This window comes from Tessaracoccus lubricantis, assembly GCF_039544535.1.
GTDB lineage: Bacteria > Actinomycetota > Actinomycetes > Propionibacteriales > Propionibacteriaceae > Arachnia > Arachnia lubricantis.
Window position 1 is genome coordinate 1 of record NZ_BAABLV010000026.1, and the last position, 15,763, is coordinate 15,763.

The window sequence follows — 15,763 nt, forward strand, 5'->3', positions numbered from 1 at the left end:
CAGAAGGCATTTCGCCTGTAACGCCGCACACAAACACCCCACCACCACCGGTGGATCAAGGCTCAGGGACCGTTGAGATGTCAGTCATGCTGCAGTTCTCGCGGTTCCTGAGCGTTGCCGAGTGAGCTTGCGAACCGGGCGACGACGAAGGGCACGCTCAGGGACCGATCAGGCGTTGGAGTGGAACGTGCGGGCCAGGACGTCGCGCTGCTGGTCCTTGGTCAGCTTCACGAAGTTCACGGCGTAGCCCGACACGCGGATGGTGAGGTTCGGGTAGTTCTCCGGGTTCTCCATCGCGTCCTCGAGCGTCTCGCGGTTGAGGACGTTGATGTTGGCGTGGAACAGGCCGGGGCGGTGGTCGCGCTCGTCGCGCGACGCCTTCATCGAGGCCAGTCGTTCGTCGAAGGTCTTCACGGACATGTCGGTTCTCCTCAGTTCTCGGGCACGAAGCCGGCGTCGAGCAGGCCGACCAGGTTGGTGACCTGCTCGTCCTTGTCGCGGCCGAGGCCCGTGGGGGTGATGGTGTTGGTCAGCGAGATGCCGTCGAGGGCGTCGTGGTAGTCGAGCTTGCCCACCGACAGCATGGAGGCCAGCATGCCGTGCGAGTCGGCACCGTTCTCCGGGTTGGCGCCCGGTGCGAACGGCGTACCGGCGCGGTGGCCCGACGGGAACGAGCCGGTGGCGCGGCCGTAGACGACGTTCGAGGTGATCGTCAGCACCGACTGCGTGGGCAGCGCATTGCGGTACAGCTCCTGGGCGCGGATCTTCTGCATGATCGTGTGCACCACGACGGCGGCGATCTCGTCGGCGCGGTCGTCGTCGTTGCCGTAGCGGGGGAAGTCGCCCTCGGTGATGTAGTCGACCACGAGGCCGCTCTCGTCGCGCACCGGGGTGACGGTCGCGTAGCGGATCGCCGACAGCGAGTCCGCCACGATCGACAGGCCGGCGATGCCGCAGCCCAGCGTGCGGAGGATCTCGGAGTCGTGCAGCGCCATCTCGATGGACTCGTAGGCGTACTTGTCGTGGCTGTAGTGGATGATGTTGAGCGCCTCGACGTAGGTGCCCACCACCCAGTCGAGCATCTGCTCGTAGCGGTGCCACACGTCGTCGAAGTCCAGCGGCGCATCACCCTGGACGGGTTCGTGTCCCTCGACGACCTTCTTGCCGCTCATCTCGTCGCGGCCACCGTTGATGGCGTAGAGGAGTGCCTTGGCGGCGTTCATGCGGGCGCCGAAGAACTGCATCTGCTTGCCCACGCGCATGGGGGAGACGCAGCAGGCGATGGCCGCGTCGTCGCCCCAGTAGTCGCGGATGCGGTCGTCCGCCTCGTACTGCAGCGAGCTGGTCTCGATGGAGATCGCGGCGCAGAAGTCCTTGTAGCCCTGGGGGAGGGCCGGGTCCCAGAACACCGTGATGTTCGGCTCGGGCGCGGGGCCGAGGTTGCGCAGCGTCTGGAGCAGGCGGAAGGAGGTCTTCGTGACCATCGAGCGGCCGTCCTCGCCGAGGCCCGCGTCGGACCACGTGGCCCAGTAGGGGTCGCCGGAGAAGATCTGGTCGTAGTCGATGGTGCGCAGGAACCGCACGATGCGCAGCTTGATCACCAGGGCGTCGATCATCTCCTGTGCGTCGGTCTCGGTGATGAGGCCGGCGGCGAGGTCACGCTCGAAGTAGACGTCGAGGAAGGCCGACAGGCGTCCGATCGACATGGCGGCGCCGTCCTGCGACTTGATCGAGGCGAGGTAGCCGAAGTAGGTCCACTGCACGGCCTCCTGGGCGGTGCGGGCGGGGCGCGAGATGTCGAAGCCGTAGATCTCGCCGAGGTGCTTCAGCTTCTGCAGGGCCTTGATCTGCTCCGAGTGCTCCTCGCGGTAGCGCGCCCAGTGCTCCGAGAACCCTTCGTCGGCGACGGCGTCCTTGGCCCGCTTCTTGTCGGCGATGAGGGCGTCGACTCCGTACAGGGCGACGCGGCGGTAGTCGCCGATGATGCGGCCGCGGCCGTAGGCGTCGGGCAGGCCCGTGATGATGTGGGAGGAGCGCGCCGCACGGATGCGGGGGGTGTAGATGTCGAAGACCGCCTCGTTGTGCGTCTTGCGGTACTTCGTGAAGATCTCCTTGACGCGCTCGTCGGGCTTGGCGCCCGCCTCACGCAGCGCGGTCTCCACCATGCGCCAGCCGCCGAACGGCATCATGGCGCGCTTCAGCGGGGTGTCGGTCTGGAGCCCGACGATGACGTCGTCGCCCTTCCAGATGTATCCGGCGGGGAAGGCGTCGATGTCGGCCGGGGTCTCGGCGTCGACGGCGAACACCCGGTTGCGGCGTTCGACGGAGAGGTAGTTCTCCTCGAGCCGCTGCCAGGTGGCAAGGGTCTTGTCGGTGGGGCCGGCCAGGAAGGCCGCGTCACCGTCGTAGGGGGTGTAGTTGCGTTGGACAAAGTCCCGCACCTCGATGTGGGTCCGCCAGGGCCCATCTGCAAATCCGTCCCACTCCGTGGGATCTGGTACCAATGTGTCTCCGGCTACGTTCAACGTCACGAACGGATAGTTTACGACGAGTTGTAGGACAAAGCGATTCGGGCATGGTGGCTGAGCGAAAGGGCGCTGTGGGAGCGGTCTTGGTTTGGAGAAAGTCGCCTGATGGGCGCGGATCGGCGACGTCGACGCGCAGGTGAACAGTCGACCCCGAGCGTTTCTCCCGGCGCCGCCCAGCGATCGGCCCCGCGGGGGTGGACCGTCCACCGCCGAGGCGGGGCCACGCGGATCGCGACGATAGGATGTCGCGCATGAGTCACGTTCTAGCTGCCGTCGCCTGGCCCTACGCCAACGGCCCCCGCCATATCGGTCACGTGTCGGGCTTCGGAGTCCCCTCCGACGTCTTCTCCCGGTACATGCGCATGGCGGGCCACGACGTGCTCATGGTCTCCGGCTCCGACGAGCACGGTACGGCCATCCAGGTGAAGGCTGATTCCGAGGGCCTCACCGCCCGCCAGACGGCGGACAAGTACCACGCGCAGATCGTCTCCGACCTGCAGGGGCTGGGCCTCAGCTACGACCTCTACACCCGCACCACGACCCCCAACCACTACCACGTGGTCCAGGAGGTCTTCACGGCGCTCCACGAGAACGGCTACATCGTCGCGAAGACGCAGATGGGCGCCATCTCGCCGTCGACGGGGCGCACCCTGCCGGACCGCTTCATCGAGGGCACCTGTCCCATCTGCGGCTACGACAACGCCCGCGGCGACCAGTGCGACAACTGCGGCAACCAGCTGGACCCGGCAGACCTGATCAACCCCAAGTCGAAGGTCAACGGCGAGACGCCGAACTTCGTCGAGACCGAACACTTCTTCCTCGACCTGCCCAAGCTGGCACCGCAGCTGGCCGAGTGGATCGACACCCGCGAGGACTGGCGGCCCAACGTGCTGAAGTTCTCGCACAACCTGCTCAAGGAGATCCGCGAGCGCGCCATCACCCGTGACCTCGACTGGGGCGTGCCGGTGCCGCTCGACGGCTGGCGTGACGCCCCGATGAAGCGCATCTACGTCTGGTTCGACGCGGTCATCGGCTACCTGTCGGCGTCCATCGAGTGGGCCAAGCGCTCCGGGGACCCGGAGGCCTGGCGCAAGTGGTGGAACGAGGACGCGGCGCTGTCCTACTACTTCATGGGCAAGGACAACATCGTCTTCCACTCCGTGATCTGGCCGGGCATCCTGCTCGGCGCCAACGGGCAGGGCACGCTCGGCGGCACCGTCCGCCCCGAGCTGGGCGAGCTGCGCCTGCCCACCGAGGTGGTCAGCTCCGAGTTCATGACCATGAAGGGCTCCAAGGTCTCCAGCTCCCGCGGTGCCTCGATCTTCGTGGGCGACTTCCTCCAGGAGTTCGGCCCGGACGCGCTGCGCTACTACATCGCCGTGGCGGGGCCGGAGAACCAGGACACCGACTTCACGTGGGAGGAGTTCGTCCGCCGCATCAACTTCGAGCTGGCCAACGAGTGGGGCAACCTGGTCAACCGTTCGATCTCGATGGCGCACAAGAACAACGGCGCGATCCCCGCCATGGGCGAGCTGACCGACGAGGACCGTGCGCTGCTGGACGCGTCCAGGGAGGCGTTCGACACAGTCGGCGACCACATCGCCGCCCGCCGCTTCAAGGCCGGCATCACCGAGGCGATGCGCATCGTCGGCCTGGCGAACAAGTACATCTCCGACATGGAGCCGTGGAAGCTCAAGGAGGACCCGGCGCGCCGCGACACCGTCCTCCATGTCGCGCTGCAGGTCATCGCGGACTGCAACACGCTGCTGACGCCGTACCTGCCGCACTCGGCGCAGCGGATCTTCGAGGCGCTCGGCAACCAGGGCGTGTGGGCCGCGCAGCCCCAGATCGTCGAGGTGACCGACGGCGACCTGACCTACCCCACGCTGCAGGGCGACTACGCCGCGCAGCAGGCCGTGTGGGAGTCGCGCCCGATCGTGGCCGGCACGCCGCTGGAGAAGCCCAGCCCGTTGTTCACCAAGCTCGACGAGAAGCTGGCGGAGACCGGCCCGTCGTTCGCGCCCATCGCCGGCTGAGTCGCGCGCCTCGGCCCTGGCCCCACGGCCGGTCCGGCCAACTGGCGCCGACTCAGTCCGCGCGCCCGCGGAAGGCGGCCCCGAGGCGCTCCCGGTGGACGGCGGCCACCGCGGTGAGCGGAAGGCCCGCCGGGCACACCTCGACGCATTCGCCGTAGCTGGAGCACGGCCCGAACTCGGCCTCGAGCGCGTCGACGACGGCCCGTGCCCGCCGGCCGCGCTCCAGCTTGCCGTGCGGGATGAGCGCCAGGTGCGCCAGCTTCGCGCCGGCGAACAGGTGCGCCGCGCCGTTGGGGCAGGCGGCAACGCACGCGCCGCAGCCGATGCAGGCGGCGAAGTCCAACGCCAGCTCGGCGGCGTCGTGCGGCACCAGCACGTCGTCGGCGTCCGGTGCGGTGCCGGCCATGACGTCGACGTGTCCGCCGGCCGCGATCAACCGGTCCAGCGCCGAGCGGTCCACCACGAGGTCGCGCACGACGGGGAACGCGGCCGAGCGCAGCGGCTCGATGCGCAACCGGGACACGCCGCCGAAGGCCCGCAGGTGCTGGCGGCACGACGGCGTCCTCGGCACCGGCCCGTGCGGCGTGTCGTTGACCGTCACGCCGCAGGCCCCGCAGACGCCCTCGCGGCAGTCGGACTCGAACTGGATGGGCTCGACTCCTGCCCCGGCCAGCTGGTCGTTGAGCCTGTCGAGCAGCTCGAGCAGGCTCATCTCGGGTGTCGCGTCGTCGACGACGTGCGTCTCGAAGCGGCCCGCCTCGGCTGGTCCGTCCTGCCGCCAGACCTCGATCTCGACCCTCATCGGTAGTTCCTCACTGCCAGGGGCACCAGGGCGAAGCTGAGTTCCTCCAGGTGCCGCACGTGCCGGCCCTCGGGTGTCGTCTCCCACGCCGAGACGTTGCACCAGTGCTCGTCGTCGCGGGCCGCCTCGCCGTCGGCCAGCGCGTGCTCCTCGCGGAAGTGGGCGCCGCAGGACTCGGTGCGGTCGAGGGCGTCGAGCACCATCAGCTCGGCCAGTTCGAGGAAGTCGGCGACCCTCCCGGCCCGCTCCAGCTCCTGGTTGAGCCGGTCCGCCGGGCCGGCCACGCGCACGTCGCGCCAGAACTCCTCGCGCAGCGCCCGCACGTCGTCGAGCGCGCGGCGCAGCCCCGCCTCGCTGCGTGACACCCCGCAGCCGCGGTAGAGGATCTCGCCGAGCCGCCGGTGGAACGCCACGGGCCGGGCGACGCCGTCGTTGTCGACGAGCCGCTCTGTGCGCCGCCGCACCCACGCCAGCGACTCCGTTGCCTCGGGCGAGTCTGCCCCCAGCAACGGGTGGCCGACGAGCGGCGCGAGGTAGTGCGGCACCGACAGCGGCAGCGTGAACCAGCCGTCGACGCAGGCGCTCAGTAGCGAGTTCGCGCCCAGGCGGTTGGCGCCGTGGTAGTTGTTGCCCGCCTCGCCGCCGACGAACAGGCCGGGCACCGTCGTCATCTGGTCGTAGTCGCTCCACAGGCCGCCCATGGTGAAGTGCGCGCCGGGCGCGATCCGCATCGGCACGGCGTACGGGTCCTCGCCGGTGGCGTCGCGGTACATCTCGAACAGGTTGCCGTACCGCTCGGTGATCGTGTCGCGCCCGAGTCGTGCGAGGGCGTCGCGGAAGTCCAGGTAGACCGAGTTCCTCAAGGGCCCGACGCCGCGGCCCGCCTCGATCTCGTCGCGTGCGGCGCGCGAGGCGATGTCGCGCGGGGTCAGGTTGCCGAACGCGGGGTAGCGCCGTTCGAGGTAGTAGTCGCGCTCGGCCTCGGGGATGTCGCCGGGCGCGCGCGTGTCGCCGGGGGTGGCCGGCACCCAGATGCGGCCGTCGTTGCGCAGCGACTCGCTCATCAGCGTCGTCTTCGACTGCCAGTGGGAACTGACCGGCAGCGCGGTCGGATGGAACTGCACGAACGAGGGGCTGGCGAACAGCGCGCCACGTCGGTGCGCGCGCCAGGTCGCCGTCGCGTTGGAGTTCATCGCGAGGGTGGAGTGGAAGTACACCGAGCCGTAGCCGCCGGTGGCCAGCACGACGGCGTGGCCGGGCGTGAACCCGATCTCGCCGGTGACCAGGTCACGGGTGACGATGCCCTGCGCGCGGCCGTCGGCCACCACGAGGTCGAGCATCTCGGTGCGGGTGTGCAGCGTCACGGTGCCGCGCGCGACCTGGCGCAGCAGCGCCTGCGACGCCGCCACCTGGAGTTGCTGGCCCGTCTGCCCGCGCGTGTAGTAGGTGCGGGAGACCTGCACCCCGCCGAACGAGCGCGTGGCCAGCTGCCCGCCGTACTCACGCGCGAACGGGGCGCCGATGGCTTGGAGGTGGTCGATCACGCGCACCGACTCCGTCGCCAGCCGCACGACGTCGGCCTCCCGGCCGCGGAAGTCGCCGCCCTTGACGGTGTCGCTGATGAACCGCGCGAGCGAGTCGCCGTCGACCTTCCGCGCCCTGGCCGCGTTGATGCCGCCCTGTGCGGCGACACTGTGCGCCCGCCGTGGCGCGTCGTGGAACGTGAAGCACTCGACGCGGTAGCCCAACTCGCCGAGGGCGGCGGCTGCGCCGGCCCCGGCCAGGCCGGTGCCCACCACGACCACCGTCATCCGCCGTCGGTTGGCGGGGCTCACCAGCCGGTACTCGGAGGTGCGGCGGGCCCACGCAGTCGCCGGGTTGCCGCTGGGCACGTGCGCGTCGAGCATCATGCGATCACCCCCGCCAGCACCAGGACGGGGATGGCCGCGTTGCCCGCCACCACGGCCAGCGCCAGCAGGGCACCGACGGTGGCCCACGCCACGCGGAACCGGCGCCCGGTCGCACCCCAGTCCTGCAGCAGCGTGCGCCAGCCGTGCCAGACGTGCACGCCGATGACCACCATGGTGAGGCTGTAGAACGCCGCCATCCAGGGGCGGGAGAAGCTCGCCACGAGGTTGGCGTGGGCGGGGATCACACCGTCGGGCCCTGCGTGCGCGTAGCCCTCCGGGGCCACCAGCGCACCGATCGTCAGGTCCAGCAGGTGCACCAGGATGAACACCAGGATCACCACGCCGCCCGGCAGCATCGTGCGGGCCGTCCACGCCGTGGCCCGCGGCATGGACCGACGGCGGTGCCGACCCCGCGCGGTCCGCCCGCGCAGCCAGAGCGTCACGGAGGCGGCCACGTGCGCCACCAGGCTGACCGCCAGCGTCACCCGCAGCGCCCACAGCACGCCCTTCTTCGGGATCAGCGGGTAGCCCACCTCGCGCAGCCACGTGGCGTAGCCGTCCAGCGACGCGGCGCCGCCGTAGACCTTGAGGTTGCCTAGCATGTGGACCACCACGAACAGCACGAACACCATGCCCGTGGCGGCCATGGTCTGTTTGAGTGCGAAGGTGGTCGGCCGGTGCCTCGTCGCGGCCGCCCTGTCGAGTACGGCGGTCATGCCTCGACCGTAGCCCAGCGGCTCCGGGCGCCTTCAGCCGGGGTGCGTCAGCGGCGCTTCATGGAGCCGAGGGCGCGGCGCATCGACATGCCGCGGAACCCGGCGGCCAGCGCCGCCTGCCGCAGCCTCGGCTCCGCGCGGTACAGGGACCAGCCCCGCCGCAGCAGCACCAGCGGCGGCTTCCGGTGCTCCTGGAGGTCCCGACTGAGGCGGCGCAGGAAGTTGGCGGCGCGACGCCGGTCCAGCCACAGTGCCTCGACCTCCAGCCCGGCGGCACGGGCTGCGTCCAGGGTCTGGATGGCGAAGATGCCCTCCGCCAGCACGATGTCGGCGGCGCCGAGTTCAAGGGTGCGGGAACCGACCCGCCGCGAGAGCGAGATGTCGTAGACCGGGACCTCGGCGCGGCCGTCGCGCAGGAGGGTGCGCAGCGTCTCGACCGCGAGGTCCCCGTCCCAGCACGCCACGTCGTCCCAGTCGGGGATGCCCATCGGCGTCATGGGAAGGCCCGGATGGTCGAGGTCGCGGTAGAAGTCGTCGAGCGAGAGGGCGACGGCGCGTTCACCGTCGGCGGCGAGGCTGGTGATGCGCGACTTGCCGCTTCCGGACGGGCCTGCGATCAGCACCAGGGTTCGAGCCATGGCACGAAATCCTACGGCACGCCCGCCGCCCGCCGTGCCGCGGCCGGCCGCCGCCTACCCAAGGGGTGTGGTGCCGGTGCGCCGCCTCTGGTGTGCTGAGATGATCCGTCGCGCCCCGCGGCGGGAGAGGCAAGGAAGTCACCATGAACGAGCTGTCCCCGACCACGATCGTCCTCATCATCGCCGTCCTGATCGTCCTCGTCGTCGTGATCACGTTGGCCGTGCGCGTCGCCGGGAAGCGCAAGGCCGAACGGCTCGTCGAGGACCGCAGGCGCGCCGAGGAACTGAGGCGCGAGGCAGACCGCGACAGGGTGGCCCTCCAGGAGGAGGAGCTCAGCGTCCGTCAGCAGGAGATCGAGGCCGACCGGGCCCGCGTGGACGCCGAGAAGGCCCGCCTCGAGGCGGAGCGGATCGCGGAGGAGGCTGCCAAGCGGCGCGAGACGCTGGGGGAGTCACAGGCCGAGATCGACAGGCGGGCGCGCGAGGCCGACGAACTCAATCCTGACCGTCGCGACGACGGCTCGATCCGCCACGACGCCCACGAGCTGCGCGACGTCGACGAGCACCGCCACGGCGAGGCGCGCCACGACGACCGCCGCTGACGGTCACCAGCTGCCGCCGCCACCGCCGCCGAAACCGCCGCCACCGCTGAAGCCGGAGAAGCCCGACGAACCGCCGGTGGCCTGGCTCATGCCGTCCATCCGGGCCTGGTTCATCACGTCGTTGAACGAGTGGGTGAGGTTGTTCATCGCGCTCGCGAAGTAGTAGCCGTGCATCAGGTCGGCACCGATGTACCACGAGGTGTCCGCCTGGTAGATGCCCTCCGCGCCGAGCTGGGCGAACAGCTTCGACCAGCGGTCCGCCACGCCGAAGACGATGGCGTAGGGGAGGTACTTGGAGAAGATGTCCTGCCCCTCCTCGAAGCGCAGCGTCTCCTTCTCCGCGGTCCGCAGGTAGAGCTCGAAGCCCTTCGCCTGCGCCAGGTAGGCCGAGCCGGTGGCCGTGCGCTTGCGGAAGCCGCCCGACAGCACCATGAGGCCGATGCCGAACAGCGCCACCGGGATGGCCAGCAGGCCCCAGCCGAACGCGCCGAACACGAACACGATGCCGACGGCGCCGAGCAGGCACAGCACGCCGAGCGCGATCGGCACCATCTGCGCCACCTGCGGGTTCGACTTGAACCAGCCCTTCTGGACGACGGCGTTGTACAGCCCCTGGCGGGCGTCGGGCAACACGTTCTGGAACTTCGCCTTGCTCAGCTCACGGGAGCGGCGCACGGGCTGGCCCTTGAAGATGTCGCCCAGCAGCTTGCGCTCGTAGGGCAGCAAGGTGTCGTTGGCGGGCGGGTTGGTGGCGTAGAGCGTGAAGTCCTTGCGGCCGTCCGACTCGATCTGCAGGTAGCCGCGCACGGCCAGGTCGATGATGGTGGCCGAGACGTCGACGTTGTCGGCCGTCGCGTCGATCAGCGTGCCGATCTCCCCGGGGGTGGCGCCCTTCGGCGGGTGGAACTGCACCGTGACGGGGGTCTTGCCGGCTTTCGCGCCGACGCGGCCCTGCTCACCGGCGGCGGGGGTGAGCCCCGGGGTGAGGCCCAGGAAGACCTCGTCGCGGGTGTGCCTGCGGCGCACGATCAGCAGGCCCGCGATGGCGAGGAGGAGGCCGGCGCCCGTCACCGCGCCGGTGGCGGGGGTCAGCTCGAACGGGCTGACGATCTCCTCGATGTTCTGCGTGACGCCGCCGAAGGTGCCCGCCGGGAAGCCGGTGACCACCTGGACGGGGGTCTTCGGGTTCACCGACGGTACGGAGAAGGTGGCGGTGTCGCCGCTGAACGAGGTGTCACAGGGGGTCTGGTTGTCGTACGGGCCGTAGAAGCAGGCGGTGCGCTCCACGCCGGCCGGGCCGGTCACGGTGACCTGCACGTCGCTGAAGCGCGACTCCCACGCCGGGCCGATCACGTCCCAGTTGAACTCGTCGAGGCCGGACTCCGGGTGGTCTGAGGCGATGAGGCCCGTGACGTCGTAGTTGACCACGTAGTCCTCGGGCGTGGTGTTGACCACGTTGGCGTTGCCGATCCGCAGCCGGAAGCCGTCGGAGGTGCTCTCGCGCTGCACGTCGGTGCGGGCGCCGGTGGGGGAGGTGACCGAGATGTTGTCGTACTCGAAGACGTAGCGCTCGCCGGGCTCGCCGTCCTGGCGGGTGGGGAACAGGAAGTACGGGCCGCGGCCGTTGACGGCGGAGAAGTCCATCGTGAAGTCCACCTCCACCTGCGCGACGCCGTCCTCGGTGAGGTTCACGTCGACGTGGTACCGGGTGATCGGTGCGGAGTCGTCTGCCGCGGCGGGCACCACGGTCAAGGCAGTGAAGAGAACGAGGAGAAGGGCTGTCAGACCGGCGCGCAGCTTCAACATGTGTCCAGAGTACCCACGCGGGGCCAGCATTGGCGGGCGGGGGCGCGGGCGCGGGTCTGCGTCGAAATCCGCGCCGCGGTGAAGCGGCGGCGGTAGGGTCGATTCGTGCAGGAGAGACGCAACGCCATCACGGTCGCCATCGTCAACGACTACCCGATAGTCGTCGAGGGCCTTGCCCAGCTGCTCGCCGGGGATTCGCGGCTCGACCTGGTCGAACTCGACACCATGGCGGACCCGATGCAGTCGGTGGACCTCATCCTGTTCGACGCCTTCGGGCAGCTCCACATCCACGAGGACGTCCGGCGGCTCGTCGGCAACCCGAAGTTCCGGCGCGTGGTGCTCTACTCCTGGAACACCCGCCCCGAGCACGTGGCACAGGCGCTGGAGGCGGGCGTCGACGGCTACGTGTCGAAGGCGGTCGACGCCGAGACGCTGTGCGACGTGCTCGTCCGCGTGCACGGCGGTGAGCAGGTCATCGAGCCCAAGGAGGCGCCGCACGAGGTGTCGACGGGTGACTGGCCCGGCCGCGCCCACGGCCTCTCCGCGCGCGAGGCCGAGGTCATCGCACTGATCACCCAGGGGATCACCAACGAGGAGATCGCGAAGTCCACGTACCTCAGCATCAACTCGGTCAAGAGCTACATCCGCTCCGCCTATCGCAAGATGGGCGTCGAGCGGCGCAGCCAGGCCGTGCTGTGGGGCGTGGAGAACGGCATGTTGCCGCGCCGCGAGCGCAGGGAGGTCTAGGGGCCCGCTCCTAGGCGTCCACGCCCAGGGCCTCGGCCATCTCGCGCCGCAGCGTGACCAACTTCTCCGCGGCCTGCGCCCGCGCGGCGGGCACGTCCTGCGACTCGTCGACGCCCAGGCGCACCTCGAGGTAGCACTTCAGCTTCGGTTCGGTGCCGGACGGCCGCGCCACCACGTGCACCGACGCACCGGTCAGTTCGACGGCATCGGTGGGCGGCAGGGAGCCGGACCCCTCCGCGAGGTCCGTCACGACGACCGGCTCGCCCAGCAGCGTGGCCGGCGGGTTGGCGCGCAGCCGCGCCATGGCGTCGGCGATCAGTGACAGGTCCGCCACCCGCACCGACAGTTGCGAGGTGGCCGTGAGCCCGTGCGTGCGGGAGATGTCGGCGAGCCGGTCGGCGAGCGTGCGCCCCTCGGCCTTGAGCTCCGCCACGATCCGCAGCACCGTCAGCGCCGCGGTGATGCCGTCCTTGTCCGGGACGGCGCGCGAGTCGCAGCAGTAGCCGATGGCCTCCTCGTAGCCGAACGCCAGGTCCTGCACGCGCCCGATCCACTTGAAGCCGGTCAGGGTGGTGACGTGCTCGCGGCCCGCGGCGCGGGCCATGCGGCCCAGTTCCGTGGAGCTGACGACGGAATTGGCGAAGCGTCCCGGGACGCCGCGGCGGATGGCGTCGTCACCCAGCAGCGAGCCCAGCTCGTCGCCCGTCAGCATCCGCCACTGCCCCTCCACGACGGCGGCGACGGCGCAGCGGTCGGCGTCGGGGTCGTTGGCGATCACCACGTCGGCGCCCTTCTCCGCGGCCAGGTCGACGGCGAGGTCGATCGCGCCCTTCTCCTCGGGGTTGGGGAACGCGACGGTGGGGAAGTCGGCGTCGGGCTCCGCCTGGGCGGCGACCTCGTGGGCTGCCTGCAGCCCGACGGCCTGCGCGACCGCGCGTACCGTCGCCGAGCCCACGCCGTGCATGGCGGTGTGGACCCAGACGATGTCGCGGGGGGCGTCGGCGGGGTAGAGCGAGGCGGCCCGGGCGACGTAGGCCGCACGCAGTTCGGCCGTGACGTCGGTGCGCTGTTCGGCGCTGGGCAGGCCGGTCCAGTCACGGGCGGCCACCTCGGCGATCTCGGCGGCGATCTCGGCGTCGGCCGGCGGCACGATCTGGGAGCCGTCGCCGAGGTAGACCTTGTAGCCGTTGTCCTGCGGCGGGTTGTGGCTGGCGGTCACCACGACGCCGGCCACGCAGCCGAAGTGCTGGATGCCGAACGCGATCACCGGGGTGGGGGTGGGCTCGGTGACCCACAGCACCTCGAAGCCGGCGCCGGCCATGATGCGGGCGGTGTCCTCGGCGAAGTCGGCCGACTTGTGGCGGGCGTCGTAGCCGACGATGACCTTGCCGCCGTCGTGCCCCTGGGCCGCGAGCCAGGCGGCGAAACCGGCCGCGGCCTGCGTCACCACCGAGCGGTTCATCCTCGAGGGGCCGGGGCCGATGGGGCCACGGAGGCCGGCCGTGCCGAACTCCAGCGGGCCGGCGAACGCGAGCCGCAGCTCCTTCTCGGCCGCCTCGCGGAACGTCGGGTCGTTGGCCTGCGCCTGGACGACGAGGTGGTCGAGCTCCTCGCGGGTCTCCGGGTCCGGGTCCATGTCGCGCCAGCGGATGGCGGCGCCCAGCAGGTCCTGCATCACAGCCTCCCGACGATGGCGGACAGCAGCGCGGCCAGGCGCGGCCCGGCGTCGCGGCCGGCCTGCAGCACCTCGGCGTGGTCGAGGTTGGTCTCGCTCAGGCCCGCGGCGGCGTTGGTGACCAGGGAGAGGCCGAGCACCTCCATGCCGGCCTCACGGGCGGCGATGGTCTCGAGCGTGGTGGACATGCCGACGAGGTCGCCGCCGAGGATGCCCGCCATCCGCACCTCGGCCGGCGTCTCGTACTGGGGCCCGCGGAACTGGACGTAGACGCCCTCCGGGAGGTCACCGTCGACCTCCTTGGCGACGCCTCGGAGGCGCTTGGAGTAGGCCTCGGAGAGGTCGACGAAGTTGGCGCCCTCGAGCGGCGTGGCGCCGGTGAGGTTGATGTGGTCCTTGATCAGCACGACGGTGCCCGGCGCCCACTCGGGGTTGAGGCCGCCGCAGCCGTTGGTGAGCACCATGGTCGTGGCGCCCCACGCGGCTGCCGTGCGCACGCCATGGGCGACGGGTGCCACGCCGCGGCCCTCATAGAAGTGGGTGCGGCCGGTGAAGATGGCCGCGAGCTTGCCGCCGGCGGTGCGCACGAGGAGCAGTTTGCCGCCGTGGCCGCTGACGACGGGCTTGCTGAAGCCCGGGACGTCGCCGAGTGCCAGTTCGCCCACCGGTTCGCCGAGCGAATCGGCGCCCGAGGACCAGCCCGAGCCCAACACCAGGGCGATGTCGATGCGCTGTTCGCCGAGTCGGTCACGGAGGTACGTTGCGGCCTGGCCGGCCAGGTCAAATGCTTCACTCACGCCCTTCAGCATAAGTGAGCGCCCTCACGTGCGGCGCGGCTATGACAGGATGGGGGCCGTGACCAAGGTTGTGATCATCGGTGGAGGGCCCGGCGGCTACGAGGCCGCCCTCGTCGGAAATCAGCTGGGCGGTGAGGTCACCCTGATCGAGCGCGATGGGCTCGGTGGGGCCGCGGTCCTGAGCGACTGCGTCCCGTCCAAGACCCTCATCGCCACCGCCGAGGTGATGGTGCGGATCAAGAACGCCAGCCAGCTGGGGCTGCACATCCAGGCGGAGAACGTGCGTGAGGTCGTCAAGGTCGACCTCGCCGAGGTCAACGAGCGGGTGCTCGCGTTGGCACACGCGCAGTCGCGGGACATCGCCGACAAGCTTCGCCGCGACGGGGTCTCCATCGTGAAGGGACAGGCCCGCATGGACGGGCCCCACCGCGTCATCGCGGCCACCGAGCAGGGCGAGGAAGCCTTCGACGCCGACATCGTGCTGGTCGCCACCGGCACCACGCCCCGCGAACTCCCGGACGCCCCCTGCGACGGGGAGCGTGTCCTCAACTGGAAGCAGCTGTACAACCTCACGGAGGTGCCGGAGCGGCTGATCGTGGTCGGCTCGGGCGTGACGGGCGCCGAATTCGCCTCGGCCTATGACGGCCTGGGCTGCGACGTCGTGCTGGTGTCGTCGCGCAAGCAGGTCCTCCCCGGCGAGGACCAGGACGCCGCGGCGGTGCTGCAGCGGGCGTTCGAGCGCCGGGGGATGAACATCCTTTCGGAGGCGCGTGCGGTCGCGGCCCGCCGCGTCGGCGACGGCGTCGTGGTGACGTTGGAGGACGGCCGCGAGGTGGAGGGCTCGCACTGCCTGATGGCAGTGGGCTCCATCCCCAACTCCGCGGGCCTCGGCCTGGAGGAGTGCGGCATCGAACTGGGCAAGTGGGGCCACATCCCCGTGGACCGGGTCTCGCGCACCGCGCACCGCAACATCTATGCCGCCGGCGACGTCACCGGCGTGTTCGCGCTGGCGTCGGTGGCGGCGATGCAGGGCCGCATCGCCATGTGGCACTCGCTGGGCGACGCCGTGTCGCCGCTGGACCTGCGGACGGTGTCGTCGAACGTGTTCACCACGCCCGAGATCGCGACCGTGGGCGTCTCGCAGAAGGCCGTCGACGCCGGCGAGGTGCGGGTCGCCTCCGTGCTGCTCCCGCTGGCCCCCAACGCCCGGTCGAAGATGATGGGCTTCACCGACGGCTTCGTGAAGCTGTTCTGCCTTCCCACCACCGGTATCATCATCGGTGGCGTCGTGGTGGCCCCGCGGGCCTCCGAGTTGATCCACGCCGTCTCGCTGGCCGTGGCGAAGAAGGTGACGGTCGACGAGTTCAGCGGCGCCTTCACGGTCTACCCGTCGATGTCGGGCTCCATCGCGGAGGCGGCGCGTCGACTGCACAACCGCGACGACCCGCTCCTCACCCAGTAGCCCCCGGTTCCTGAGGGGATCGTGAGCCCTGGCGAACATCCCAC

The 15,763-nt window shown here is 70.5% G+C and carries 13 protein-coding genes; 4 read left to right on the plus strand and 9 right to left on the minus strand.

The genetic code is table 11. The features are described from left to right. Positions 1-168: 168 nt before the first annotated feature. Together grcA2 and ABEA30_RS08035 are read right to left on the minus strand one after the other, a co-directional pair. Positions 169-420, minus strand: coding sequence for an autonomous glycyl radical cofactor GrcA2 (gene grcA2 / locus ABEA30_RS08030; protein ID WP_345581638.1), 252 nt, complete (start codon positions 418-420; stop codon positions 169-171). 11 nt (positions 421-431) lie between these two features. Beyond that, entirely contained in the window at positions 432-2,441 is a 2,010-nt protein-coding gene (locus ABEA30_RS08035; RefSeq protein ID WP_345581641.1) for a pyruvate formate lyase family protein, read from the minus strand. Between the two features lie 338 nt (positions 2,442-2,779). On the opposite strand from ABEA30_RS08035, the gene metG reads away from it, so the two are divergent. Then, positions 2,780-4,564 (plus strand): methionine--tRNA ligase, encoded by a 1,785-nt coding sequence (gene metG / locus ABEA30_RS08040; protein WP_345581644.1) that lies wholly within the window; start codon positions 2,780-2,782, stop codon positions 4,562-4,564. A gap of 52 nt (positions 4,565-4,616) precedes the next feature. Here the strand turns inward: metG and ABEA30_RS08045 are convergent, their stop codons facing one another. From ABEA30_RS08045 to ABEA30_RS08060, 4 genes are all read right to left on the minus strand, one after another. Beyond that, positions 4,617-5,366, minus strand: a complete 750-nt coding sequence (locus ABEA30_RS08045) for a succinate dehydrogenase/fumarate reductase iron-sulfur subunit (protein WP_345581647.1) — start codon at positions 5,364-5,366, stop codon at positions 4,617-4,619. Continuing rightward, positions 5,363-7,276: a fumarate reductase/succinate dehydrogenase flavoprotein subunit gene (locus ABEA30_RS08050; protein ID WP_345581650.1), complete on the minus strand. Its 1,914-nt coding sequence runs from the start codon at positions 7,274-7,276 to the stop codon at positions 5,363-5,365. The genes ABEA30_RS08045 and ABEA30_RS08050 overlap by 4 nt, the downstream gene beginning before the upstream one ends. Beyond that, positions 7,273-7,923 carry a succinate dehydrogenase cytochrome b subunit gene (locus ABEA30_RS08055; protein ID WP_425584623.1) on the minus strand — a complete coding sequence of 217 codons (651 nt, stop codon included), beginning with the start codon at positions 7,921-7,923 and terminating at the stop codon, positions 7,273-7,275. The genes ABEA30_RS08050 and ABEA30_RS08055 overlap by 4 nt, the downstream gene beginning before the upstream one ends. A 116-nt stretch (positions 7,924-8,039) precedes the next feature. After that, positions 8,040-8,630 (minus strand): uridine kinase family protein, encoded by a 591-nt coding sequence (locus tag ABEA30_RS08060; protein ID WP_345581656.1) that lies wholly within the window; start codon positions 8,628-8,630, stop codon positions 8,040-8,042. Positions 8,631-8,773: 143 nt separating this feature from the next. Here ABEA30_RS08060 and ABEA30_RS08065 point away from each other — a divergent pair, with 143 nt between their 5' ends. Continuing rightward, positions 8,774-9,232: a hypothetical protein gene (locus ABEA30_RS08065; RefSeq protein WP_345581659.1), complete on the plus strand. Its 459-nt coding sequence runs from the start codon at positions 8,774-8,776 to the stop codon at positions 9,230-9,232. 3 nt (positions 9,233-9,235) lie between these two features. On the opposite strand, the gene ABEA30_RS08070 is transcribed toward ABEA30_RS08065, so the two are convergent. Beyond that, entirely contained in the window at positions 9,236-11,038 is a 1,803-nt protein-coding gene (locus ABEA30_RS08070; RefSeq protein ID WP_345581662.1) for a DUF2207 domain-containing protein, read from the minus strand. Between the two features lie 105 nt (positions 11,039-11,143). On the opposite strand from ABEA30_RS08070, the gene ABEA30_RS08075 reads away from it, so the two are divergent. Continuing rightward, on the plus strand, positions 11,144-11,785 hold the full coding sequence (locus ABEA30_RS08075) for a response regulator transcription factor (RefSeq protein ID WP_345581665.1): 642 nt from the start codon (positions 11,144-11,146) through the stop codon (positions 11,783-11,785). 10 nt (positions 11,786-11,795) lie between these two features. Here the strand turns inward: ABEA30_RS08075 and ABEA30_RS08080 are convergent, their stop codons facing one another. Further along, positions 11,796-13,460 carry a phospho-sugar mutase gene (locus ABEA30_RS08080; protein WP_345581668.1) on the minus strand — a complete coding sequence of 555 codons (1,665 nt, stop codon included), beginning with the start codon at positions 13,458-13,460 and terminating at the stop codon, positions 11,796-11,798. Then, a complete protein-coding gene (locus ABEA30_RS08085) occupies positions 13,460-14,257 on the minus strand; it encodes a purine-nucleoside phosphorylase (RefSeq protein ID WP_345581671.1) in 798 nt (265 codons plus the stop codon). The genes ABEA30_RS08080 and ABEA30_RS08085 overlap by 1 nt, the downstream gene beginning before the upstream one ends. 58 nt (positions 14,258-14,315) lie before the next feature. Between ABEA30_RS08085 and ABEA30_RS08090 the strand changes: the two genes are divergently transcribed. Further along, positions 14,316-15,719: an NAD(P)H-quinone dehydrogenase gene (locus ABEA30_RS08090; protein WP_345581674.1), complete on the plus strand. Its 1,404-nt coding sequence runs from the start codon at positions 14,316-14,318 to the stop codon at positions 15,717-15,719. Positions 15,720-15,763: the final 44 nt, after the last annotated feature.